Here is a 20,859-nt window from a genome sequence, read left to right as displayed (position 1 = left end):
CATGAGCCTAATATCGATAGATAAATTAAGTAAATCTGTGAATGAAAAAGAAATTATAAGGCTCGCAAATGTAACCATGCATGAAGGGGAAATCTGTGCATTCATTGGACCGAATGGGGTGGGGAAAACCACTTTATTGAAATGTTTACTAGGCCTGGTTTTTCCGGAGCAAGGGTCCATCAAAATAAATAATAAAATATTGTCTGAATCAACACGTCCAGAAATATTAAAGCTGATCGGAGCTGTAATTCAATTTCCACCAAGTGTTTCTGATATGACAATCTCTGAATTGTTTGATGAACACTATCATTACATGCAATTAAAAAACAGTGAATCATATACCGGAATGTTGGAATTGCTCGAATTAAATGTGCCATTGACAACAAAGATAAAAAAATTATCTTTAGGGATGAAACAGCGCCTTCAGCTGGCAATAGCTTTATCTCACCGGCCTAAAATACTTATCTTGGATGAACCATTTAATGGGCTTGACTTTGATGGTATAGACTTAATGAAGCGTATCCTTACCGACTTGAAAAAAGAAGGGGTTTGTGTAGTAATTACAAGTCACTCATTGTCAGAGCTCGAAAACTTTGTGACTAGTGTAGTATTTATGTTTAACGGTGAGACTTATGAAAAAAAGCCAGTTAAAGATATTGTTAGAGCTTATTCAGGAGGTCTTAAAGAATACTATAAGGTTCTAAAGATGGAGGGTGAAAACATTGGGTGAAAATTATGAGTTTGAATCATCCAAGCTAAAAAAGTATAGAAAAGTCATTTTTTCAATGGCTTTTCTCGGACAGCTCCTTACACTTTATTTTTTTACTGTCATTGGACGATTCGATACTGCTGAATCGGATAATATCCTTAAGAATTACGTAAGCCTTTCAGGATTGGCTTCTACTATTTGTATGTGTATTTTGGTTATATATGGATCTATCATAATCAATAGGTGCTTGGTCAAGAATTATATCGGAGAAGATAAGCTGAGGACATATTTATACCCTAATGGAAGATCACAATTATTTTATGATAAAGTGATGTCATTCTGTGGTATGTTCTTTGGCGTCCAACTGTTGGGGATGTCTGTAGCGAACATCCTCTATTTACTGATGGAGTCAGTTGCTCCCATCCTTGTTACATCCAATACGGCACTATATTCCATCGGGCATTTTTTGGTCACCTCTATAGCCACAGTAATATTAACTATTTCTTTGATATTTTTTTCGGGAATGGCGGGTATATATTTAAACTCAACAGTGGCAACCATTGTAACGGGAATTATCCTAATAGCTGTGTTCGGTAATATAGTAGCGATGGCTTTTGCCAGTCAGTTATTAGTTACATTAAGTTCAGCTATTTTTATCCTCCTCATAACTTTAATCTGCATTAAAATTACCGGGGCGAAGATTGAGAAGGATGAAGTGCTTTCGAAGTGAGAAGATATTTTATTGTATTCAAAAAGACTTGGGTGTTAATACTTGAGTCCCTTGACCCAAATGAGTGATGTTAAAAACGAGCATTTTGTACAGGAAGGAGGGTTTGTGATATCTATTTTTTGAGTTTTCTCCATCCTTGGCATGTAATGACTCGTCTTATCGTATGCAAAAGCGCCCAGCTGTGATACAATGGACTGCAGAAAAGTATAAAAAAATCCAGGCCATCCTGGGAGAGGTTCTAGCACAACCCTCTATAAAAAACTAAGGAACTATATCCTTGGGTATAGTCTTTTTTATTTTTTATGGATAATTGGCAGCCTCTTCCTTTGGGAAGGGGCTTTTTTATCGGGATAGTCTGGATAAAAGGAGAAGCATAATGAAGAAGGATAAAGCCATCGTCGTATTCAGCGGCGGCCAAGATAGTACAACTTGTTTATTTTGGGCAATGGAGCAGTTCGAGGAAGTGGAAGCTGTCACATTCAATTATAATCAGCGTCACAGTCTGGAAATTGAAGTGGCAGAGCAAATCGCGAAAGAGCAAGGAATCAGACACCATGTATTGGATATGTCTTTATTGAATCAGCTTGCTCCAAACGCATTGACGAGAGATGATATCGAAATCGAGCAGCAGGAAGGGGAGCTGCCGTCCACGTTCGTTCCAGGACGTAATCTGGTATTCCTTTCCTTTGCAGCAATTTTGGCACATCAAGTAGGTGCCAAGCACCTTGTGACGGGGGTATGTGAAACAGACTTCAGCGGCTATCCGGATTGCCGGGATATCTTTGTGAAATCGCTGAATGTATCTCTCAACCTATCAATGGACAAAGAATTTGTCATTCATACACCGCTGATGTGGCTGGATAAAGCCGAGACATGGGAATTGGCGGATCAGCTCGGGCAGCTTGATTATGTGAAAGAAAAGACACTTACTTGCTATAACGGGATCATTGCCGATGGATGCGGAGAATGCCCAGCTTGTAAGCTGCGTAAAAACGGGCTTGATCAATATGAAGCGAAAAAGGCGGAGCGAGCATGATACAGCAAATTTACCCGCAAGTGCAGCATGACTACTGCTATGAATTGAACAAGGATCTGCATTTTGCAGCGGCACACAGCATCCAGCATCCGGATGCGGGCAAATGCCAGCAGGTGCATGGTCATACGTATTTCGCCAATATAACGATTGCGGGGGATGAATTGGATGACAGTGGATTTTTATTCAATTTCTCCACAATCAAAGCATTGATTCATAAAAAATTCGATCACACGCTTTTAAATGACCATACCGATGTACTTGGAAAAGATGATTTTCCAACGACGGAAGTGATGGCCCGAAAAATCTATGAATTGATTCAGCAGGAACTGGATCAGCTGCCTCACAAGCCGAAATGCCTGCAAGTTTTCTTGCGTGAGACACCGACCAGCTACTGTGTGTATCGACCAAAGCGAGGAACAGAAAATGGCAAGTAAATTTCCGGTTTTAGAAGTATTCGGTCCCACCGTGCAGGGAGAAGGGATGGTTGTCGGACAGAAGACGATGTTTGTCCGTACCGCCGGCTGCGACTACAGCTGCAGCTGGTGTGATTCAGCCTTTACATGGGATGGATCGGCCAAGGAAGACATCCGGCAGCTGACTGCCGAAGAGATATGGGATCGCTTGGTGGAAGTGGGCGGAGATCGATTTGGTCACGTTACCATTTCTGGCGGGAACCCGGCACTGCTTAAGAATCTGGGGGAATTCACCCAGTTCCTTAAGCAGAAAGGTATCCGGATTGCACTTGAAACGCAAGGCAGCCGCTACCAGCCGTGGTTCCTGGAAATCGATGATTTGACGATTTCCCCGAAGCCACCGAGCTCCATGATGAAAACCGATTTTCATCGGCTGGATGAAATCATCGATAACCTAAAGAATGCAGGACGCCTTGCCAATGTCAGCCTGAAGGTTGTCATCTTTGATGAAGAAGACTTGCAGTATGCGACGAATGTCCATAAACGCTACCCGGATGTAAGTTTCTACGTACAAGTCGGCAATCATGATACAGCTACGTTGGATGATGCGCAATTGAGGGATGCGCTGCTTGCCAAGTATGAGTGGCTGATCGATCAGGTATCTCTTTCCAGCGAATTGAATCATGTGCGTGTCCTGCCGCAGCTTCATACGCTTGTATGGGGAAATAAACGCGGTGTATAAAAGGAAGACGAGTCCAAGGGCTCGTCTTTTTTCATGCTTGAAAGTAGGCAGGCACTATATATTTGCCAGATTAATAGGATACCTAGTCGATGAATTAATAAAAAGTGCTTGAATTTATATTAGTTATAATGCATAATAATTCACATAAATAAATCGAGCATTCAGCACGGAGAGGGAGATTCATAATGGCAAAGGATAAAATCGTACTCGCATACTCTGGTGGTTTGGATACTTCTGTGGCAATCAAGTGGCTGCAGGATAAATATAATTATGATGTCATCGCAGTTGGTTTGGATGTTGGGGAAGGAAAGGACTTGGATTTCGTTCAGGAGAAAGCATTGCAGGTAGGTGCAATCAAATCCTATACAGTGGATGCAAAAGCTGCGTATGCAGAGGAATATGTGCTTCCGGCTTTGAAAGCAAACTTGCTTTATGAAGGCAAATATCCGCTCGTTTCTGCACTTAGCCGTCCATTGATTGCCAAGGTGCTGGTCGATATTGCGAAAGAAGAAGGAGCCGTGGCAGTAGCGCATGGCTGTACTGGAAAAGGTAATGATCAGGTTCGTTTTGACGTGAGTTTCACAGCTTTGAATCCGGATTTGAAAATTGTAGCGCCTGTCCGTGAATGGGCAATGAGCCGTGATGAAGAAATCGAATATGCACAGCAGCATGGCATTCCGGTCCCGGTAGGGAAGGAGAGCCCATACAGTGTCGATCAGAATCTATGGGGACGTTCCAATGAGTGCGGTATTTTGGAAGATCCATGGGAGCAGCCGCCAAGTGATGCTTTTGGTTTGACTGTTGATCCCGAAGAGGCACCTGAGGAAGCACAGATCGTGACTATCACTTTCGAAAAAGGAAAACCGGTCGCAATCGATGGCGAAGCTTATCCACTGGACGCGCTCATCCTGAAATTGAATGAAATCGCAGGCAAGCATGGTGTCGGACGTATCGATCATGTCGAAAATAGATTGGTAGGGATCAAATCGCGTGAAATCTATGAATGCCCGGCTGCAGTGACACTGATTGCTGCGCATCAGGAATTGGAAGCTTTGACGATGACACGTGAAATTTCCCAGTTCAAACCGATCATCGAGCAAAAACTGGCACAGACAATTTATGATGGTCTATGGTATTCCCCGCTTACAAAAGCGCTGCAGGCATTCATTGAAGAGACACAGCAGACGGTTTCCGGCAATGTGAAAGTGAAGCTGTATAAAGGACATGCACTCGTCGTCGGCAGAGAATCAGCTGAATCGCTATACAGCTTTGATTTGGCAACGTATAAGCCAGAGGATAAATTCGATCATGATGCAGCGCTTGGCTTCATCCAGCTTTGGGGTCTGCCAACGAAGGTGCAGGCTGAAGTTGCCCGTCAGCAGACAGTGCAAACGGAAGTGCCGTCACTTTTGAAAATAAATAAAAAAGAAGCTGTAAAACAATGAAGCTCTGGGGAGGAAGATTCACGAAGCCGACCAATGAATTAGTAGACGCCTACACTTCCTCCATCGGATTTGATCAGAAACTGGCTGAATACGATATCCAAGGCAGCCTCGCGCATGTGGCGATGCTTGGTAAATGCGGCATCATCGAACGGGATGAAGCGGAAACGATTGCTGAGGGATTGAAGCAGGTGCTGCACAAAATCCAGGCAGGGGAAGCAACACTCACGCAAGCAGACGAGGATATCCATATGAATGTAGAGCGGCTGCTGATCGACCATATCGGCCCGGTAGGCGGCAAGCTGCATACCGGAAGAAGCCGTAATGATCAAGTGGCACTGGATATGCGTTTGTATTTGCGTGAGGCAATCGTGGACATTATCGGATTGCTGGGAGCCGTACAGACCGCATTGACGGAACAGGCGAAGCAGCATCTGGATACGATCCTTCCTGGCTATACCCACCTGCAGCGGGCTCAGCCCGTATTGTTCGGCCATCATCTCATGGCATATGCTTATATGCTGCAGCGGGATGTCGAGCGTCTGCAGGATAGCTGGAAGCGAGTGAATAAAATGCCGCTCGGAGCAGGTGCCTTGGCCGGCACGACATTCCCGATTGATCGTCATTTTGTGGCGGAGCAGCTGCATTTCGACGGGATTACCGAAAACAGTCTGGACAGCGTCAGTGATCGTGATTTCGTCGTGGAATTCTTGTCGGCAGCCAGCCTGATCAGTGTGCACTTGTCCCGTCTATCAGAGGAATTGGTGCAATGGTCCAGTGCCGAGTTCGATTTCATCGAATTGGATGATGCCTTTTCGACTGGCAGCAGCATGATGCCCCAGAAGAAGAACCCTGACGTGGCAGAGCTTGTCCGGGGTAAATCCGGCCGGGTCTTCGGTCATCTGATGGGAATGCTGACGACCTTGAAAGGCCTGCCGCTTGCGTACAATAAGGATATGCAGGAAGACAAGGAGGGCATGTTCGATACAGTGGAGACATTGAAGGGGGCGCTTGGGCTCTTTGCGCCGATGATCGAGACGATGTATGTGAAGCAGGATAATATGTATCAGGCTGTCCGCAATGATTTCTCCAATGCGACAGATCTTGCTGATTACCTGGTGGCAAAGGGCATGGCTTTCCGGGAATCACATGCAGTTGTCGGTCAGGCAGTCCTGTATAGTATCGAACAGGGAAAATATTTGCTGGATCTCGGCCTGGAAGAGTTTCAGCAGTTTTCGGGTCTGATAAAGGAAGATATCTACGAGGCACTTGCACCGGAAACCGTCGTAGCAGCAAGGAATATCCCGGGAGGTACGGCAAAAGCGCGGGTCCGGGAACAAGTCGACAATATAGAAGCCTTGCTGGAAACGAATAGAAAGTGGACAGAGGAGCAGGCTGCCAAACTGGAGGGGTGAGCAGCTGCTCACCTTTCTTTTTATTACGGATGCATAATTATTAGTTTATCAGAATAAAGATAAACTCGTTTCGGAAAGGAGCAGCATGAATGGAAGAGACAAAGGGTTATTTGATGCTCAGCACAGGAGATGTCTTGGAAGGCATCTGGCTCGGGAAGATCACGGAATCAGAGGGGGAAATGGTGTTCAATACAGCGATGACTGGCTACCAGGAAGTGATGACGGATCCTTCCTATGCTGGTCAGATTGTCACGATGACGTATCCGCTGATCGGAAATTATGGCTTCAATGCGCAGGATAAGGAAAGCCACACACCCGCGATCCATGGACTTGTCATTTCGACACCTTGTGAAACACCAGCTCACTATCAGGCAACCCAGACACTGCAGGATATTGCCCAAGCATATGATTTTCCGATATTGGCACAGGTGGATACACGGAAACTGACGAAAATAATCCGTCAGCATGGTGACGTTTATGGAAAAATGACTAAGACGCCGGGATCCATCCCGAAAAAAGCAAAAGTGTCCGAGAAAATTGTGGAGAAGGTCTCCGTTAAAAAAGCACAGTTCCACCAGGCAGATGGCCCATCAGCGGCCCACGTAGCACTCATAGATTATGGCTATAAGCATTCGATCCGGGATATGCTGCTGGAAAATGACTGTGACGTAACCATCTTTCCTTTCGATGTGACGCTGGAAGAACTGCAGGAAGCAAAAGTGGATGGTGTATTGCTGTCCAACGGTCCTGGAGATCCGAAATCCCTGGAGTATTTAGCGGGAGAAGTAAAACGGATTGCGGAATTTTACCCGACTTTGGGAATCTGTCTCGGTCATCAGCTGCTGGCCCTTGCGTTCGGGGGGAATACGATGCGGCTTCCTTATGGACACCGGGGGAGCAATCATCCGGTTCAGCACTTGCCTAGCGGGAAGGTATCGATTACTTCCCAGAATCATGGATATGTCGTCGATGGAGCTTCTATTTCCCAGGAGCTTTGGAATATCCTATATAGCAATGTGAATGATGGTTCGATCGAAGGGCTGCAGCACTGCTCCAAACCGATCATGAGTGTCCAATTCCATCCGGAAGCGCATCCCGGTCCGAGCGATACGTATGATGTGTTCGAACAATTCTTGAAATCGGTACGGAACAGAGGAGTGACAGCATATGCCTAAACACCCGCACATCAAGAAAGTCCTAGTCATCGGTTCTGGTCCGATTGTCATCGGGCAGGCGGCAGAGTTCGATTATGCAGGTACACAAGCATGTCTTGCCTTGAAGGAGGAGGGAATAGAGGTCATCCTCGTCAATAATAATCCTGCGACCATCATGACGGATCAGGCTTTTGCCGATCAAGTGTATTTGGAGCCGCTCACTTGTGAATCCTTGACGAACATCATCGATAAGGAAAGACCGGATGGCCTGCTGCCCACCCTGGGCGGTCAGACGGGTCTTAACCTTGCTGTAAGTCTGGACCAAGCCGGGGTATTGGAAGAATACAATGTCACGCTCCTAGGCACTCCATTGGATGCCATCCAGCGTGGGGAAGACCGTGAATTGTTCAAGCAGATGATGCAGGATATCAATGAGCCAGTCCCGGAAAGCCTGCCGATCACTTCCATCGAGGAAGCGAAAGCTTTCGCTGAAAAAACAGGATTTCCCATCATCATCCGTCCAGCTTACACACTAGGCGGAGCCGGCGGGGGAATCGCCAATGACCTATCCGAGCTGCTGCGATACGTGAAAAGCGGAATCCAGGCAAGCCCGATCAATCAAGTATTGATCGAACAAAGCGTGAAAGGCTGGAAGGAGATCGAATATGAAGTGATGCGCGATGCCAATGATACCTGCATCATCGTCTGCAATATGGAAAATATCGACCCTGTCGGCATACATACAGGAGACAGTATCGTTGTCGCTCCTTCCCAGACACTGACAGACAGACAGTATCAAATGCTGCGGACGGTATCTTGCAAGGTCATCCGTGAACTTGGTGTCGTTGGGGGCTGTAATATCCAGTTTGCACTGAATCCGGATAGCGACGAGTACGTCATCATCGAGGTGAACCCCCGGGTAAGCCGCTCCAGTGCACTGGCTTCCAAAGCGACAGGCTATCCGATAGCCCGGATTGCTGCAAAGCTTGCGCTTGGCTACCATCTGCATGAGGTGCCGAATCCGATCACTGGTGATACATTTGCCAGCTTTGAGCCGGCCATCGACTATGTGGCGGTGAAAATTCCGCGCTGGCCATTCGATAAGTTCACGCAGGCCGATCGCTTGCTCGGTACGCAAATGAAAGCGACAGGGGAAGTGATGGCGCTTTCCCGCAACCTGCCGGCAGGTTTGCATAAAGCGATCCGTTCCTTGGAGGTGGGGCTGGAGGAATTCCGTCTGCCAGCTGCTGAAGCGCTGTCGGATAGCGAGCTGGAACAGGGCCTCAAAGCTGCGGATGATCGCCGGCTGTTCCTGCTGGCAGAAGCATTGCGCCGCGGGATGACGATTGAAACCATTCATGAATGGACAGAAATCACGACCTTTTTCCTCCATGAGATGAAACGGATAATCGATATCGAGCAGGAATTAAAAGATGGAGGTTGGCAGCCGGACGAAGTGCTGCTTCGAAAAGCAAAGACACTTGGATTCAGCAATGTGGCCCTGGCCAGGATTTTCGATCAGCCATTGGCTGCAGTCGAAGGACTGATCAGGGAGCTGGGAGCCAAACCATCCTATAAGATGGTGGATACATGTGCAGCAGAGTTTTCTGCACAAACGCCATATTTCTATTCGAGCTGGCAGGAAGAAGATGAGGTCGAGCCATTGCCGGAGGCAGCAAAAAAAGTCGTGGTGCTCGGCTCTGGTCCGATTCGGATCGGGCAAGGAGTGGAATTCGATTTCTGCTCTGTCCAATCCGCTTTGTCTTTACGGAATCAAGGGATCCGATCGGTCGTCATCAATAATAATCCAGAAACGGTCAGTACCGATTTCAATACAGCCGATCATTTATACTTCGAGCCGCTGACAAAAGAAGATGTACTGCACATCATCGAAAAGGAGCAAGCCGATGAAGTGCTCGTCCAGTTCGGAGGGCAGACGGCAATCAATTTAGCTGCGGATTTGGAGGCGGCTGGCGTGACCATTGCCGGAACCAGCACGGCCTCGATAGATCGGGTAGAGAATAGGGAAGCCTTCTATGATTTGCTGCATTCTTTGAACATCCCGCATATTCCAGGCACGACGGTGATGGATACAGCTTCTTTGAAAGACGAAGCCCGCCGTATCGGCTATCCGATCCTCATCCGTCCATCCTACGTGATTGGAGGGCAAGGGATGGTCATCCTCCATTCCGAAGATAGGCTGGAGTCTTATCTGGAAGGACTGCAGCATCAGATCCATAGCTCCCGCCTATTCCCGCTGCTGCTGGATAAATATGTTCCGGGCATGGAGGTAGAGGTGGATGTTGTATGTGATGGTGCAGACATCCTTATCCCGGGCATCTATGAACATATCGAACCAGCCGGAGTCCATAGCGGAGATAGTACGGCGATCTTCCCGTCCCCTGGTTTAAGTGAGTCGGAGAAGGAGTCGATCGTCTCCTATGCGAGCAGGATTTCTGATGCGCTCCAGGTGAAAGGCATCATGAACATTCAATTTGTCTTCAGTGAGGACCGATCGATCCTGTATGTCCTGGAAGTCAATCCAAGGGCCTCCCGCACAGTGCCTATTTCCAGTAAGGTGACAGGTATTCCATTGGTGGATCTGGCAACCAGGATCCAGATGGGGGAATCACTGCGGCAATCAGGTTACCCGCTCGGATTGCAAAAAGAGATACCATTCTATGCTGTGAAGCTGCCTGTCTTTTCCACAACAAAATTGGCAGGTGTCGATCCGCTCCTCGGCCCGGATATGCAATCGACAGGAGAAGCAATCGGATTGGGGAGAACGGTGCCGGAAGCACTGAATAAAGCATTTGGCTGGAAGGAAAAGACGCTTAGATCTCTGACGGAGGATTCGCAGATTCTTTTGGATGTCGAAGCTTCCGACCTATCCCAGCTGGAAGCGTTACTTGGCAAGCTGCGATCGAACGCTGTCCTGACAGAGGGGACCGCGGCATTGCTGCCGGATCCTGGTTCATTCCGGATTGTTTCTGATGAAGAAGCAGTCGATTTGATTGAAGATCAAGAGATGACAGCAGTATGCAGCACAAGAAAAGGATTCCAAGCCATCCGTGAAGCAGCTTGGAAGACGGAGACCCCGTGTATGACGAGTCTGCCAACGATGCAGAGCTACTGGCTGGCCGGGCAGGAGAAGCTGGCAAACAGCCTGTCCATGTCAGATTATCTGGAAGAAGCGGAAAAGGAGCATGTGCAATGAGACAATTGACACAAGAGCAATCCCTGGCAGGAAAAAGCCTCTTATCCCTGCAGGATTTGACGAAGGAAGAGATTCTTTATGTGCTGGACTTGGCGTCTGAGCTGAAAGGTCAGCAACAAAAAGGCGAGCTGATCCAGCCGCTGAATGGGAAAACCCTGGGGATGATTTTTGAGAAATCTTCCACACGGACACGAGTTTCATTCGAAACCGGCATCTACCAGCTTGGCGGTATGGGGCTGTACCTGAATGCGAAAGACCTGCAGCTCGGCCGCGGCGAGCCGGTTGCAGATACTGCCAAGGTGCTGTCCGGCTACCTGGATGCAATCATGATTCGTGCCAATTCACATAAGATGGTCGAGGAGCTGGCAGCCCATGCCGAGATTCCGGTGATCAACGGTTTGACAGATTTGTTCCATCCCTGTCAAGCATTGGCTGATATGCAGACGATTTTGGAATATAAAGGAACATTGGAAGGCGTGAAGCTTGCCTATATCGGAGATGCCAACAATGTAGCCAACAGCTTGATGATTGCTGCTGCAAAAACAGGTATGCAAATCCGGATTGCATCCCCTGCCGGTTATCAGCCGCTGCCAGAAATTGTGAAGAAGGCAAAAGCGATCAGCAATGATCCGGGATTCCTGCTTATTACGGAGAGTCCGGAAGTCGCCTGCGCCGGAGCGGATGTCATTTATACAGATGTCTGGACCAGCATGGGACAGGAACAGGAGACACAAGCGAGGCTTGCGGCTTTCCAAGGCTATCAGGTGAATGAAGCACTCATGGATTCAGCAGCTGCCGATGCCATCTTCTTGCACTGCTTGCCTGCACATCGGGGAGAAGAAGTCACTGCTGCTGTCATTGACGGTCCGCAATCGGCCGTCTTCCAGGAAGCCGAAAACCGATTACATGCCCAAAAAGCACTTATGCTTGCTGTCATGGGAAAATAAAGGGAATGACAAAGAAACCGCCAATAAAAAGGCGGTTTCTTTTCTGCGTCTATGCGTTCACAATATAGGAAAAATCATGTAGACTAAAGGGTATATGTCCACTTACTCTACGTAAGGGACTTCTAGCAAACAGGAGAGAGTAATTACTATGTTAACTTACGTAGCGCCGGCTATTTTCCTGGCGTTTGTTTATCTATTGTCCATCATTCCGTTTCATCAGACGTTCGGTATTACCAAGAAACAGCATTTATTGATGGCATCCTTTGCCATTTATGTGATTGCCGTCATTTGTCTTACATTCTTCCCGTTGCCTGTGGATCAGAACCTCATCGAAGAGAATCAGCAGCTGGAAACAAGCTACCGCTGGAATACATCGCCACTCGCTTCCATCATGCAAATCTGGCATACCACACAAATCGATGGCTTCGGTTACGGGCTGGCACTTAAAAATCTAGGAGGCAATATACTCTTATTCGTACCGCTCGGCTTTTATCTGCCTTTGCTCATTCGCCGGATCAGATCGTTCTTTGTCGTCGTCCTCTGCGGATTGGTGTTCAGTACGGCAATCGAATCGACACAAGGTCTGCTCAATTATTTTGTCGGTTATAATTATCGCTCTGTCGATATCGATGATGTCATCCTGAATGTATTGGGAGCTATGCTGGGCTATGCATTCTATTGGGTTGCACTGCGTCCATTATTGAAAAAGGACAAGCAGTGATCAGCTTGATTCCTGCTGGGCATGTTCTTTGAATCCCAGTAATTCGGGAGAAAGGGAAGCCAGCGGTCCCAGCTTGCGCAATTTTGGATACAGTAGCCATGTTATGGAAAGCAAGGCTAGGCCGGTACCAGCAGCGCAAAAGACCCAAGTGACGGGAATATGTGTCGCCGCATATCCACCGGTCAATGATCCAAGCGGAGTGGCAATCGTGCTGAAGCTTGCGCTTGCACTTGTTACTCTTCCGATCATGGAAACAGGCAGTAACGTCTGTAACATCGTGGCAAATGTGACATTGATACAGCCGACAGGCACCCAAGCGAGCCCGAATAGAATCACACTCAGCCAAGTCCATGGCACAAAGGCGGCAGCTGCCCATATTGCAGCAGCTAAGAACATGGTGAAGATTGTCGCTTTGCCGATTGGAAGTTTGCTGAAAGAGGCTGCTGATAGCGCTCCTATCAAGGCCCCGCAAGACATAGAAGCCAAATACAAACCATATACAGCAGCTCCTTGCCGTTCGTCTGCGAATGCCGGCATCACAGCCATGGCTGCACCAATAGCCAGGTTGCATAATACTGCCCCAAACAGTGCAGCAGCCAAAATGGTCGTGAATAATATCTTGAGTCCCTCTTTCAATTCCGTGAGGTAAGAATGAATAGCTGAACGAGCAGTGCCAGACATAGCAGTCTGTGCTTTTTGATGCGGAATTTTAATGAAGCTGAATAAAAGAAATGCAATGCAAAAGGTGAACGAGTCGATGATGAATAATAATGTTGCTCCAAAAAAGGCAAGCAGCACCCCTGCAATGGCATGGAAAATTAAATCGACGCCTTGATAAGCGAAGGAAAATAATGCATTGCCGGCGGGCAGTTCTTCTTTTTTCAGTACAAGGGGCAATGCTTTTGTTTCGGTAGGATATGCGAATGCATCGATACAAGCCAATAGAGGCATGAGTAGGAGCACCAGTGTAACAGTTAGAAAACCCTGCCAAGCTGCGAGCGGAATCAGCAGGATGAGCACGGCTTGGAGTGCCTGGGTCCATACTAGCGTCCGGCGTATCGGCCAGCGGTCGACCAGCGGGCCGATCAGGAACTGCAATATATTCGGTATTTGTGTCAGGAATCCAGCAAGACCCGAATAGAATGCGCTGCCGCTTAAGTCATAAACGAGCCACATTGCGGCGATGAAATAAATACTGTCCCCGATATTGGTGACAATCCTCCCCGAGAAAAGCAGACCGTAATTCCGCTGTTTTAAAATGGAGAACATCCTCAGTCCTCCTCTTCCAGTTCAATTTGATCAAACGATGGTGTATCGATTTCAAAACCGAAGGCGGAGAAATGATAGAGCTTGCCATCCGGGTCGTTCTCTGCAGCTTCACTCTTTTCACGCAGTGTTTGCATCAAGCCGGCTAAGCCCTGGATGAATTCTTTGAAATCAGCTTCGGTTGCACTTACTTCCCATATGCTGCCGATGGCGTCCCAGTCTTTCGGGTCAGTGGAGCCGGCAATTTTGGCAAACGAGGATTCTGGTGCGGCTAGAACCGCTGAACGTGTCTTATTGGTCATTTGTATATATAGCTGCCTCGTCGATTCGCTGAGTTCTTCTGCATAAGGAAGCAGATTTTCCGATGGAAAAAAGCCTCTTGCAGCGGCTCGATAGAATTTCTGTATAATTCCATGCTTCTCTTCGGTGCGGATCACCTCGATCAACCCGTTTTTCTCCAACTCTTTCAGATGATAATGGATCTTTGGTCTGCTTGTTTCCAACAGGACAGCCAGCTGCTGACCAGTATGAGAGGTTTCGATCAGCTTCATGATCATTTCGGCACGAAGCGGGTCACTGATCGCTTTCAGCTGCTCAAAGGTAGTCAATGCCATTGCCTGTTTCATTAAAATCCCCCCTGTGTAAATTAATCTTGAACGGTCAACTTTATTTTACTGATTTTGTTTAGCTATTGTTCCACATATTGCCAACTTGATTTTCAGACTTTTTTCCTGCTGTACAACGAGATAAAAAATATGTTAAAGTAAAAGCAATCGAATAGGTTTTCTCTTGGGGCAGGGTGTAATTCCCGACCGGCGGTGATAGGCAGCGCAGCTGTCTTCAGTCCGTGACCCGTTTTTATAACGGTGGATTTGGTGAGATTCCAAAGCCGACAGTATAGTCTGGATGGGAAAGAGGAAACGGCGTGCTATCCACACGCCAGCAAAAGCTTTTCGTCAAGTGACGATAGCTTGTTTCACTATACTTTTGAATTCCTAAGCCCCAGAATTTTTGATTCTGGGGCTTTTTATATGAAGGATAGTGTGTGAAGGGACAAGACAAAACTTGTACCTCTTATTTCGTCATCTAAAAAATTTAGTGATGCGCATATGCTCTGTTAGATGATCTCTCATCCCCCGCTCAACCGTCACATTGCCCCGAGACGGTAATATTCCCATTCGTAATACGTCAGATGACTTCAAGTCTGAGGAAGATGAAAAGAATAGGAGGAGGAAATGTGTTTACTGGAATCATCCAGGAAGTAGGCAGCGTGATTGCTGTCAATCAACAGGAAAAGGCGATGCAGCTTACCATTGCCAGCGAGAAACTGACCAAAGATATGCATATCGGGGACAGTATAGCGGTTAACGGTGTCTGTCTCACAGTCACTAGCTTTACATCGCATGCTTTCCAGGTCGATGTGATGCCAGAAACGTTCCGCGACAGTTCTTTATCGAATGTACGCAGTGCAGATGCAGTGAACTTGGAACCAGCACTTCAGCCGAGCGGCAGACTGGGCGGCCATTTCGTGAGCGGTCACGTCGATACGACGGGCACTATCCTAGCTATCCGGGAAGAGTCGAATGCACGTTATATTGATATTGGCGTCACGGAAGGTCTGCAGTATTTAATGAAAAAAGGATCGATTTCCGTTGATGGTGTGTCATTGACTGTGTTTGATGTGAAGGATGATTTGTTTACCATTTCGCTTATTCCTGAGACAAGGAAGGCGACGATTTTAGGGGATAAAATAGCCGGCGGTCAAGTGAATCTTGAATTTGACCAGCTGGCCAAATACATGGAACGGCTTATGGAATATCAAAAAAGTCCCCGGCCTGCTGGCATTACGACAGAAACATTGGCACAGCACGGATTCATGGATTAGGAGGGAAACGAATGAAAACGACAATAGCCAATGCGCTCGACCATTTGAAAAGCGGTAAAGCCATCATCATCACAGATGATGAGAAAAGGGAGAATGAAGGGGATTTAATGGCCTTGGCAGCATTTGCAAGTCCTGAAACGGTAAATTTCATGGCTTCTGTCGGAAAAGGTCTGATATGTGCACCTATTTCCCGGGAAATTGCTGAAAGATTGGATTTGCCCCCGATGGTAAGTGAAAATACGGACCCGCATGGAACAGCATTTACTGTCAGCATCGATCATATCGATTCCACTACTGGTATCAGCGCATTCGAGCGTGCCCATACAATCGGTAAGCTGGCTGATGCAGCCAGCTTACCGACTGATTTCCAGCGACCGGGACATATCTTTCCGCTGATTGCCAAACCGAACGGAGTCCTGGAGCGTCCTGGTCATACCGAAGCAGCTGTTGACTTGGCTGCATTGGCCGGCACAGCTGAAGCTGGTTATATTTGTGAAATCATGAATGACGATGGGACAATGGCTCGCATGCCGGAACTTGAAAAGCTGGCTGAAAAACACAAGCTGCCCATTATCACGATTGCAGATTTGATTGCATATCGACAGCTGCATGAAAACAAGGTAAAAAGTTAAACCAGTCATCAGCATCGATTAAGAAATAGATAACTAAAAAATGGGACTGGATTGTCCATATACAAAGGAGTATTCATATGGTTAACGTACTGGAAGGAAATGTAGTAGGCACAGATTTGAAGATTGGTATTGTTGTAGGGAGATTCAATGAGTTCATCACCAGTAAATTATTAAGCGGCGCCATCGATACCCTGAAGCGTCATGGTGTCGATGAAGCGAATGTGGATGTGGCATGGGTCCCGGGTGCATTTGAAATCCCCCTTGCAGCCAATAAACTTGCCCAGGGTGGGAAATATGATGCTGTCATCACATTGGGGACTGTTATCAAAGGTTCTACACCACATTTCGATTATGTCAGCAATGAAGTCGCAAAAGGTGTCGCAAGTGCTGCAGATAAGGCAGGAATCCCGATTATCTTCGGGGTGCTGACAACGAATACGATTGAGCAGGCTATCGAACGAGCAGGTACGAAAGCAGGCAATAAAGGGGCTGAAGCAGCCGTTTCTGCGATTGAGATGGCTAATTTGCTAAAATTGATCTAATCTAAGTGAGAAGCAGGGGATTTCCCCTGCTTCTTTTTTATATTCTGAAAATATCGTATATTTTAGTGGGTGGTCATAAATACGATATGAATTAACGGGCGAGGTAACGAAACCAACATTATCATTTGATCCATGGATTGGATTGGAGGAAGAAAAGGAAGAAGTGGACCATCTCATCCTGATTGATAATAGTATTGAACAGAGTACGCAAGGGAGTATCGTCGCATGAACACGAATTATAGGGCAAAGAAAATACATATCATCGGTTCTGTCGGCAGCGGCAAAACGACGCTTGCCAGGGATTTGTCGGCCCTGTTGGATGCTGCTCACTACGAGCTGGATAATGTTGTTTGGGAGCGCAATGCAGAGGGCGACAGACGCCGTGCCGACACTGAAAAGCGGGAGATCCTGAAAGAGATCACCAGAGCGGCTGCGTGGATCATCGAAGGAGTGCATACAGATGATTGGGTGGAGGACAGCCTGCATCATGCGGATGTAATCATCCTGCTGGAGCCGGGATATAAGGTGAGGCAGCTGCGGATCATCAAGCGTTATCTGCGCCAGAAAGCAGGTTTGGAATCAGCCAATTATAAACCAACTTTGCGTATCTTCCTGAATATGTTCAAATGGAATCGTTATTTTGAACGTACGGCCAAGCCTTGCATCTTGGACAGATTTGTTAATGATGGACATAAAGTGATTGTCGCTGAAAATAAAGCAGATGTAATCGAATATTTGCGTTGTGATTAGAGTCATTTTGAAGCAGGCTGAATAGTCTGCTTTTGTTTTTGGAAAAAAGATGCAAATATTACTTTGACACGCAGAGTAATTTCGATTATGATTACTTTATCAGACAGAGTAATTTGGAAGGAAGGGATACCAAATTCGGAGTGATACGATTCGAGGGCATCTGGATTCCATCATCCTTCGTCTGCTGATGGACGGGGATAAATATGGCTATCAGATTTCGAAAGACATAGCAGCTTGGACGCACGATGCATTCCAGATCAAGGAAGCGACGCTTTATGCTGTTTTCCAGCGGCTGGAGCGCCGTGAACTGATAGAGTCCTACCAAGGGGAAAAATCACATGGAGGCAAGCGTAAGTATTATACGATCACGACACTTGGGAAGGCGTATTTGCATGAAGCGGCAAAAGAATGGAAAGAAGCGAAACAATTAATCGATATATTCATGGAGGGTGTTTGATGCAAAAGATCAGTACGTATGTAGAGGAACAGTTTTCCGATCTGCCAGAGACCGAACAGGTAGTGACGTTAAAGGAAGAAATAAAGGATTCGCTGGAAGAGAAAGCGGCTGATTTCATGCTCGAAGGAAAAACGGAAGAGGATGCAGTCAATAAGGCAATCGTCGATTTCGGTAATTTATCGGAAGTGAAAAAGGAATTCCTTCTCCAGCATAAACCGAAGGATGCAGCAACGAAGAATAGGAAGCAAAAAGAAGATATGAGTACATTGAATCTAGGGTTTTCCATCTGTGGCAGTGCGCTGATCATTGCTTTGCTCATCTTTATAAATATGTACTATACACCGAATGAAATCTGGTTCGTTTATCCGACATTTGCCATTCTTTGGTGGCCGGTGAGTATGGCATTCGTTTGGCTGAAAGCTAGAAAAAGAAAGGTGATGCAGCGATGAATCCATGGAGAGTGCTGGTTGCGTTTATGTTGATCAGCTTGGGAGCATTTTCTGTTTACATCAATTTGGTGACTACACCCCAGGAGATTTGGTATACGTATAGTTTGGGAGCCGCTGTCATCGCTGCTTTACAGCTTCTGCTGCCAAAACAATTGGCATTGGTGACATGGCTGTCGGCGATCATAATCGGTGCGGTGATCGTAAGGGAGAATCTCGTGGATTCCCCATCGATTCCATGGTATTTGTACACTATCGGCGGCTTGGTCTTATGGCCGGTCGCAATCATGTTTCGGAAACATTTAGCGAATCTGGGCCCGGCGCTGATCATCAGCCTGGCAGTCTGCATCTATTATTACGGTCTGCATTCATATTTCGGTCATGATAATCCTTGGTATGGTTTTGTGATTTTTGCGATGAGCTGGTGGCCATTGTCGATCATAGGTCATCGCAGTTCCAGTTTATTTTTTTCCGTATTAGGGTTTGGAGCACTTAGCGTGTTTTTCCTGTTTGTGAACATTGCTTATTCGCCATCGGTGATTTGGGCGATCTATCCGATTTTTGCTGCAGCCTGGTGGCCACTGTCTGCTTATTTCTACAGCCATCGCCGCCATCTAAGCAGATAAAAAGACACCCTCTTGGAGTGTCTTTTAGCTTGTATACATATTCTTGGCAATTTTACTAAGCAGACTGCTCGGCAGGAGCTTCATGAGCAGGACGGCTGCATGGATGTTCGCAGATGGGAATACGACCCTTTTTCCTTTTATGAATCCTAGGAAACCTTGACGCGCCACATCTTCTGGTGCATCGCGGAACGAAGACATGATTGTGTCATTCCCGGCACGTTTGAAGAATTCCGTCTGTGTGGGACCAGGGCAAAGTGCCGTCACGGTCACGCCGTCTTCGGCTAATTCCTCGGCAAGTGCTTCTGAATAGCGCTGAACGAATGCTTTGGATGCGTGATATGCTGCCATATACGGGCCAGGCAGGAAGGCCGCCATGCTTGAGATATTCAAAATCCCATTCGGTACGTTCCGATACGGGGAATGAATGATATCATCGATGAACAGACGAGTCAGGTTTGCCAATGAAACCATGTTCAGATGCAGCAGTTTTTGCTGTGTCTCAAAGCTCGTATCCTCAAATTTACCGCTAAGCCCGAAGCCGGCATTGTTCACAAGCACCTCGACGGTTTTTCCTTCATCACGTATTTTCTCATATAATTCATATGCGCTGTTAGGTACGGACAAATCATGAGGAATGACAGTCACATTCGAATCTTGCAATTCTGTTTGCAGCGATAGGAGTTTGTCCTTGGAACGCGCTACGATGATAAGGTCATAGCCCGATTTGGCGAACCATTTGGCTATATGGTAGCCGATTCCGCTGGAAGCTCCTGTAATTAGCGCAGTTGGTTTCATTGTGCTTCACCTCATTTGACAATCTTTATAAGCATGTACCCTATTGCCGGGCGGAAGAAACGCTATCTACTCCTAGTATACCCTTTGCAGGGGCCGGTTACAAAGCCGCAGGAATGTTTTTCTCAATGGAAGAAGGGGAAAGGGCTTACAAAGGAAGGAGGAGGGAAGAGATGGTACAAAAAAATGGCGCCAAAGGCGACAAGGATAAGCATGGATTTTCCAAAGCAGAAAGTGAGAATCGGGAAAAGCAACTCGAGAATGAACAGGATATGATGATGGATGATATACCTGTGGATGAAGTGGAGAGGGATCTCCAAGATGATCGGCATAAGCGGCGGACAAAGCAGTCCTCCGACTCGGATCCGGAACAATGAACCCTGCATCAGGCGGATGCAGGGTTTTTGTTCATAACCTAAACATGAGCAGGTATGTCATCTGCTCATTTGTGCTTGGTCGAGCAGTTTCTCGATGACTGGTTTCATATCCATCGGACTGGTCTTGGGAGCAAAGCGCTCGACGACATTTCCTTCCGCATCGACGAGGAACTTTGTGAAATTCCATTTGATGCTTTTGGAAAATAGTCCGCCTGCCTGACTGGTCAGGTGCTTATAAAGCGGGTGGGCCTCAGGGCCGTTCACCTTCACTTTTTCAAACATCGGGAAGCTGACGCCGTAATTGCGCTGGCAAACAGCTGCGATTTCTTCACTGCTGCCGGGTTCCTGATTCATGAATTGATTACTCGGAAAGCCGAGGATGACCAGGCCCTTTTCTTGATAATCTTTATATAACTCCTGAAGCTGTTCCAATTGGGGTGCAAAACCGCATTTACTTGCTGTATTCACAATGACGAGCACCTTGCCTGCATAATCGCTGAGACTGACTTGTTTTCCCTCTAAGGTAACTGCTGAATAATCGTATACTGTCATATCGGCTT

Annotated in this window: 22 protein-coding genes, 1 pseudogene and 2 riboswitches; of the genes and pseudogenes, 19 read left to right on the top strand and 4 right to left on the bottom strand. The window is 46.9% G+C overall.

Going from position 1 to position 20,859, the window contains the following annotated elements; translation table 11 throughout:
- The first annotated feature begins 1 nt into the window (after position 1).
- The 11 genes from MHI54_RS06295 (at position 2) to MHI54_RS06245 (ending at position 12,526) form a co-directional block, all read left to right on the top strand.
- On the top strand, positions 2–730 hold the full coding sequence (locus MHI54_RS06295; RefSeq protein WP_340082656.1) for an ATP-binding cassette domain-containing protein: 729 nt from the start codon (positions 2–4) through the stop codon (positions 728–730).
- Positions 723–1,439: a hypothetical protein gene (locus MHI54_RS06290; RefSeq protein WP_340082655.1), complete on the top strand. Its 717-nt coding sequence runs from the start codon at positions 723–725 to the stop codon at positions 1,437–1,439. The genes MHI54_RS06295 and MHI54_RS06290 overlap by 8 nt, the downstream gene beginning before the upstream one ends.
- 226 nt (positions 1,440–1,665) lie before the next feature.
- Positions 1,666–1,710: riboswitch (PreQ1 riboswitch) on the top strand.
- 105 nt (positions 1,711–1,815) lie between these two features.
- Positions 1,816–2,475, top strand: a complete 660-nt coding sequence (gene queC, locus MHI54_RS06285; protein WP_340082653.1) for a 7-cyano-7-deazaguanine synthase QueC — start codon at positions 1,816–1,818, stop codon at positions 2,473–2,475.
- Positions 2,472–2,909 carry a 6-carboxytetrahydropterin synthase QueD gene (gene queD / locus MHI54_RS06280; RefSeq protein WP_095217035.1) on the top strand — a complete coding sequence of 146 codons (438 nt, stop codon included), beginning with the start codon at positions 2,472–2,474 and terminating at the stop codon, positions 2,907–2,909. The genes queC and queD overlap by 4 nt, the downstream gene beginning before the upstream one ends.
- Positions 2,899–3,630 (top strand): 7-carboxy-7-deazaguanine synthase QueE, encoded by a 732-nt coding sequence (gene queE, locus MHI54_RS06275; protein ID WP_095217036.1) that lies wholly within the window; start codon positions 2,899–2,901, stop codon positions 3,628–3,630. The genes queD and queE overlap by 11 nt, the downstream gene beginning before the upstream one ends.
- Positions 3,631–3,815: 185 nt before the next feature.
- On the top strand, positions 3,816–5,075 hold the full coding sequence (locus MHI54_RS06270) for an argininosuccinate synthase (RefSeq protein ID WP_340082651.1): 1,260 nt from the start codon (positions 3,816–3,818) through the stop codon (positions 5,073–5,075).
- Positions 5,072–6,487: an argininosuccinate lyase gene (argH, locus tag MHI54_RS06265; protein WP_340082650.1), complete on the top strand. Its 1,416-nt coding sequence runs from the start codon at positions 5,072–5,074 to the stop codon at positions 6,485–6,487. Before MHI54_RS06270 ends, argH begins: the two co-directional genes overlap by 4 nt.
- An 89-nt stretch (positions 6,488–6,576) precedes the next feature.
- The gene (locus tag MHI54_RS06260; RefSeq protein ID WP_340082649.1) at positions 6,577–7,662 is read left to right on the top strand and encodes a carbamoyl phosphate synthase small subunit; all 1,086 of its coding nucleotides are present in this window, start codon (positions 6,577–6,579) and stop codon (positions 7,660–7,662) included.
- A complete protein-coding gene (carB, locus tag MHI54_RS06255; RefSeq protein ID WP_340082648.1) occupies positions 7,655–10,858 on the top strand; it encodes a carbamoyl-phosphate synthase (glutamine-hydrolyzing) large subunit in 3,204 nt (1,067 codons plus the stop codon). The genes MHI54_RS06260 and carB overlap by 8 nt, the downstream gene beginning before the upstream one ends.
- Complete coding sequence (gene argF, locus MHI54_RS06250) at positions 10,855–11,805, top strand: ornithine carbamoyltransferase (RefSeq protein ID WP_095217041.1); 951 nt, start codon at positions 10,855–10,857, stop codon at positions 11,803–11,805. The genes carB and argF overlap by 4 nt, the downstream gene beginning before the upstream one ends.
- A 148-nt stretch (positions 11,806–11,953) precedes the next feature.
- Positions 11,954–12,526 carry a VanZ family protein gene (locus MHI54_RS06245; RefSeq protein ID WP_095217042.1) on the top strand — a complete coding sequence of 191 codons (573 nt, stop codon included), beginning with the start codon at positions 11,954–11,956 and terminating at the stop codon, positions 12,524–12,526.
- Here MHI54_RS06245 and MHI54_RS06240 read toward each other — a convergent pair whose 3' ends face one another.
- The gene (locus MHI54_RS06240; RefSeq protein WP_340082647.1) at positions 12,527–13,795 is read right to left on the bottom strand and encodes an MFS transporter; all 1,269 of its coding nucleotides are present in this window, start codon (positions 13,793–13,795) and stop codon (positions 12,527–12,529) included.
- Positions 13,796–13,797: 2 nt separating this feature from the next.
- On the bottom strand, positions 13,798–14,418 hold the full coding sequence (locus MHI54_RS06235; protein ID WP_340082646.1) for a winged helix-turn-helix domain-containing protein: 621 nt from the start codon (positions 14,416–14,418) through the stop codon (positions 13,798–13,800).
- A gap of 155 nt (positions 14,419–14,573) precedes the next feature.
- A riboswitch (FMN riboswitch) is annotated at positions 14,574–14,714 on the top strand.
- Positions 14,715–15,029: 315 nt separating this feature from the next.
- On the opposite strand from MHI54_RS06235, the gene ribE (MHI54_RS06230) reads away from it, so the two are divergent.
- From ribE (MHI54_RS06230) to MHI54_RS06200, 7 genes and pseudogenes are all read left to right on the top strand, one after another.
- Positions 15,030–15,677, top strand: a complete 648-nt coding sequence (gene ribE, locus MHI54_RS06230; RefSeq protein WP_340082645.1) for a riboflavin synthase — start codon at positions 15,030–15,032, stop codon at positions 15,675–15,677.
- An 11-nt stretch (positions 15,678–15,688) separates the two neighbouring features.
- Positions 15,689–16,291, top strand: a pseudogene (ribB, locus tag MHI54_RS06225) (3,4-dihydroxy-2-butanone-4-phosphate synthase); the annotation flags it as partial.
- A 95-nt stretch (positions 16,292–16,386) separates the two neighbouring features.
- A complete protein-coding gene (gene ribE, locus MHI54_RS06220; RefSeq protein ID WP_095217047.1) occupies positions 16,387–16,851 on the top strand; it encodes a 6,7-dimethyl-8-ribityllumazine synthase in 465 nt (154 codons plus the stop codon).
- Between the two features lie 225 nt (positions 16,852–17,076).
- Positions 17,077–17,601, top strand: coding sequence for a DNA topology modulation protein FlaR (locus tag MHI54_RS06215; protein ID WP_095217048.1), 525 nt, complete (start codon positions 17,077–17,079; stop codon positions 17,599–17,601).
- 133 nt (positions 17,602–17,734) lie between these two features.
- Complete coding sequence (locus MHI54_RS06210) at positions 17,735–18,058, top strand: PadR family transcriptional regulator (RefSeq protein WP_255374718.1); 324 nt, start codon at positions 17,735–17,737, stop codon at positions 18,056–18,058.
- Complete coding sequence (locus MHI54_RS06205) at positions 18,058–18,507, top strand: permease prefix domain 1-containing protein (protein ID WP_095217050.1); 450 nt, start codon at positions 18,058–18,060, stop codon at positions 18,505–18,507. Before MHI54_RS06210 ends, MHI54_RS06205 begins: the two co-directional genes overlap by 1 nt.
- Positions 18,504–19,130 (top strand): hypothetical protein, encoded by a 627-nt coding sequence (locus MHI54_RS06200; RefSeq protein ID WP_095217051.1) that lies wholly within the window; start codon positions 18,504–18,506, stop codon positions 19,128–19,130. The genes MHI54_RS06205 and MHI54_RS06200 overlap by 4 nt, the downstream gene beginning before the upstream one ends.
- Positions 19,131–19,154: 24 nt before the next feature.
- Here the strand turns inward: MHI54_RS06200 and MHI54_RS06195 are convergent, their stop codons facing one another.
- On the bottom strand, positions 19,155–19,925 hold the full coding sequence (locus MHI54_RS06195) for an SDR family oxidoreductase (RefSeq protein WP_340082644.1): 771 nt from the start codon (positions 19,923–19,925) through the stop codon (positions 19,155–19,157).
- A gap of 170 nt (positions 19,926–20,095) precedes the next feature.
- On the opposite strand from MHI54_RS06195, the gene MHI54_RS06190 reads away from it, so the two are divergent.
- Entirely contained in the window at positions 20,096–20,299 is a 204-nt protein-coding gene (locus MHI54_RS06190) for a hypothetical protein (RefSeq protein WP_095217053.1), read from the top strand.
- A gap of 57 nt (positions 20,300–20,356) precedes the next feature.
- On the opposite strand, the gene MHI54_RS06185 is transcribed toward MHI54_RS06190, so the two are convergent.
- The gene (locus MHI54_RS06185) at positions 20,357–20,851 is read right to left on the bottom strand and encodes a glutathione peroxidase (protein WP_340082642.1); all 495 of its coding nucleotides are present in this window, start codon (positions 20,849–20,851) and stop codon (positions 20,357–20,359) included.
- Positions 20,852–20,859: the final 8 nt, after the last annotated feature.

The sequence above is a fragment of the Terribacillus sp. FSL K6-0262 genome (genome assembly GCF_037977385.1).
Lineage (GTDB): Bacteria > Bacillota > Bacilli > Bacillales > Amphibacillaceae > Terribacillus.
The sequence above is the reverse complement of the archived record's forward strand: the minus strand, read 5'-3'. Positions and strand labels throughout refer to the sequence as shown.

Coding starts and splice junctions, on each gene's coding strand:
- MHI54_RS06295 (WP_340082656.1), top strand. CDS start 2: ATGAGCCTAATATCGATAGATAAATTAAGTAAATCTGTGAATGAAAAA.
- queC (WP_340082653.1), top strand. CDS start 1,816: ATGAAGAAGGATAAAGCCATCGTCGTATTCAGCGGCGGCCAAGATAGT.
- queD (WP_095217035.1), top strand. CDS start 2,472: ATGATACAGCAAATTTACCCGCAAGTGCAGCATGACTACTGCTATGAA.
- queE (WP_095217036.1), top strand. CDS start 2,899: ATGGCAAGTAAATTTCCGGTTTTAGAAGTATTCGGTCCCACCGTGCAG.
- MHI54_RS06270 (WP_340082651.1), top strand. CDS start 3,816: ATGGCAAAGGATAAAATCGTACTCGCATACTCTGGTGGTTTGGATACT.
- argH (WP_340082650.1), top strand. CDS start 5,072: ATGAAGCTCTGGGGAGGAAGATTCACGAAGCCGACCAATGAATTAGTA.
- MHI54_RS06260 (WP_340082649.1), top strand. CDS start 6,577: ATGGAAGAGACAAAGGGTTATTTGATGCTCAGCACAGGAGATGTCTTG.
- carB (WP_340082648.1), top strand. CDS start 7,655: ATGCCTAAACACCCGCACATCAAGAAAGTCCTAGTCATCGGTTCTGGT.
- argF (WP_095217041.1), top strand. CDS start 10,855: ATGAGACAATTGACACAAGAGCAATCCCTGGCAGGAAAAAGCCTCTTA.
- MHI54_RS06245 (WP_095217042.1), top strand. CDS start 11,954: ATGTTAACTTACGTAGCGCCGGCTATTTTCCTGGCGTTTGTTTATCTA.
- MHI54_RS06240 (WP_340082647.1), bottom strand. CDS start 13,795: ATGTTCTCCATTTTAAAACAGCGGAATTACGGTCTGCTTTTCTCGGGG.
- MHI54_RS06235 (WP_340082646.1), bottom strand. CDS start 14,418: ATGAAACAGGCAATGGCATTGACTACCTTTGAGCAGCTGAAAGCGATC.
- ribE (WP_095217047.1), top strand. CDS start 16,387: ATGGTTAACGTACTGGAAGGAAATGTAGTAGGCACAGATTTGAAGATT.
- MHI54_RS06215 (WP_095217048.1), top strand. CDS start 17,077: ATGAACACGAATTATAGGGCAAAGAAAATACATATCATCGGTTCTGTC.
- MHI54_RS06205 (WP_095217050.1), top strand. CDS start 18,058: ATGCAAAAGATCAGTACGTATGTAGAGGAACAGTTTTCCGATCTGCCA.
- MHI54_RS06200 (WP_095217051.1), top strand. CDS start 18,504: ATGAATCCATGGAGAGTGCTGGTTGCGTTTATGTTGATCAGCTTGGGA.
- MHI54_RS06195 (WP_340082644.1), bottom strand. CDS start 19,925: ATGAAACCAACTGCGCTAATTACAGGAGCTTCCAGCGGAATCGGCTAC.
- MHI54_RS06190 (WP_095217053.1), top strand. CDS start 20,096: ATGGTACAAAAAAATGGCGCCAAAGGCGACAAGGATAAGCATGGATTT.
- MHI54_RS06185 (WP_340082642.1), bottom strand. CDS start 20,851: ATGACAGTATACGATTATTCAGCAGTTACCTTAGAGGGAAAACAAGTC.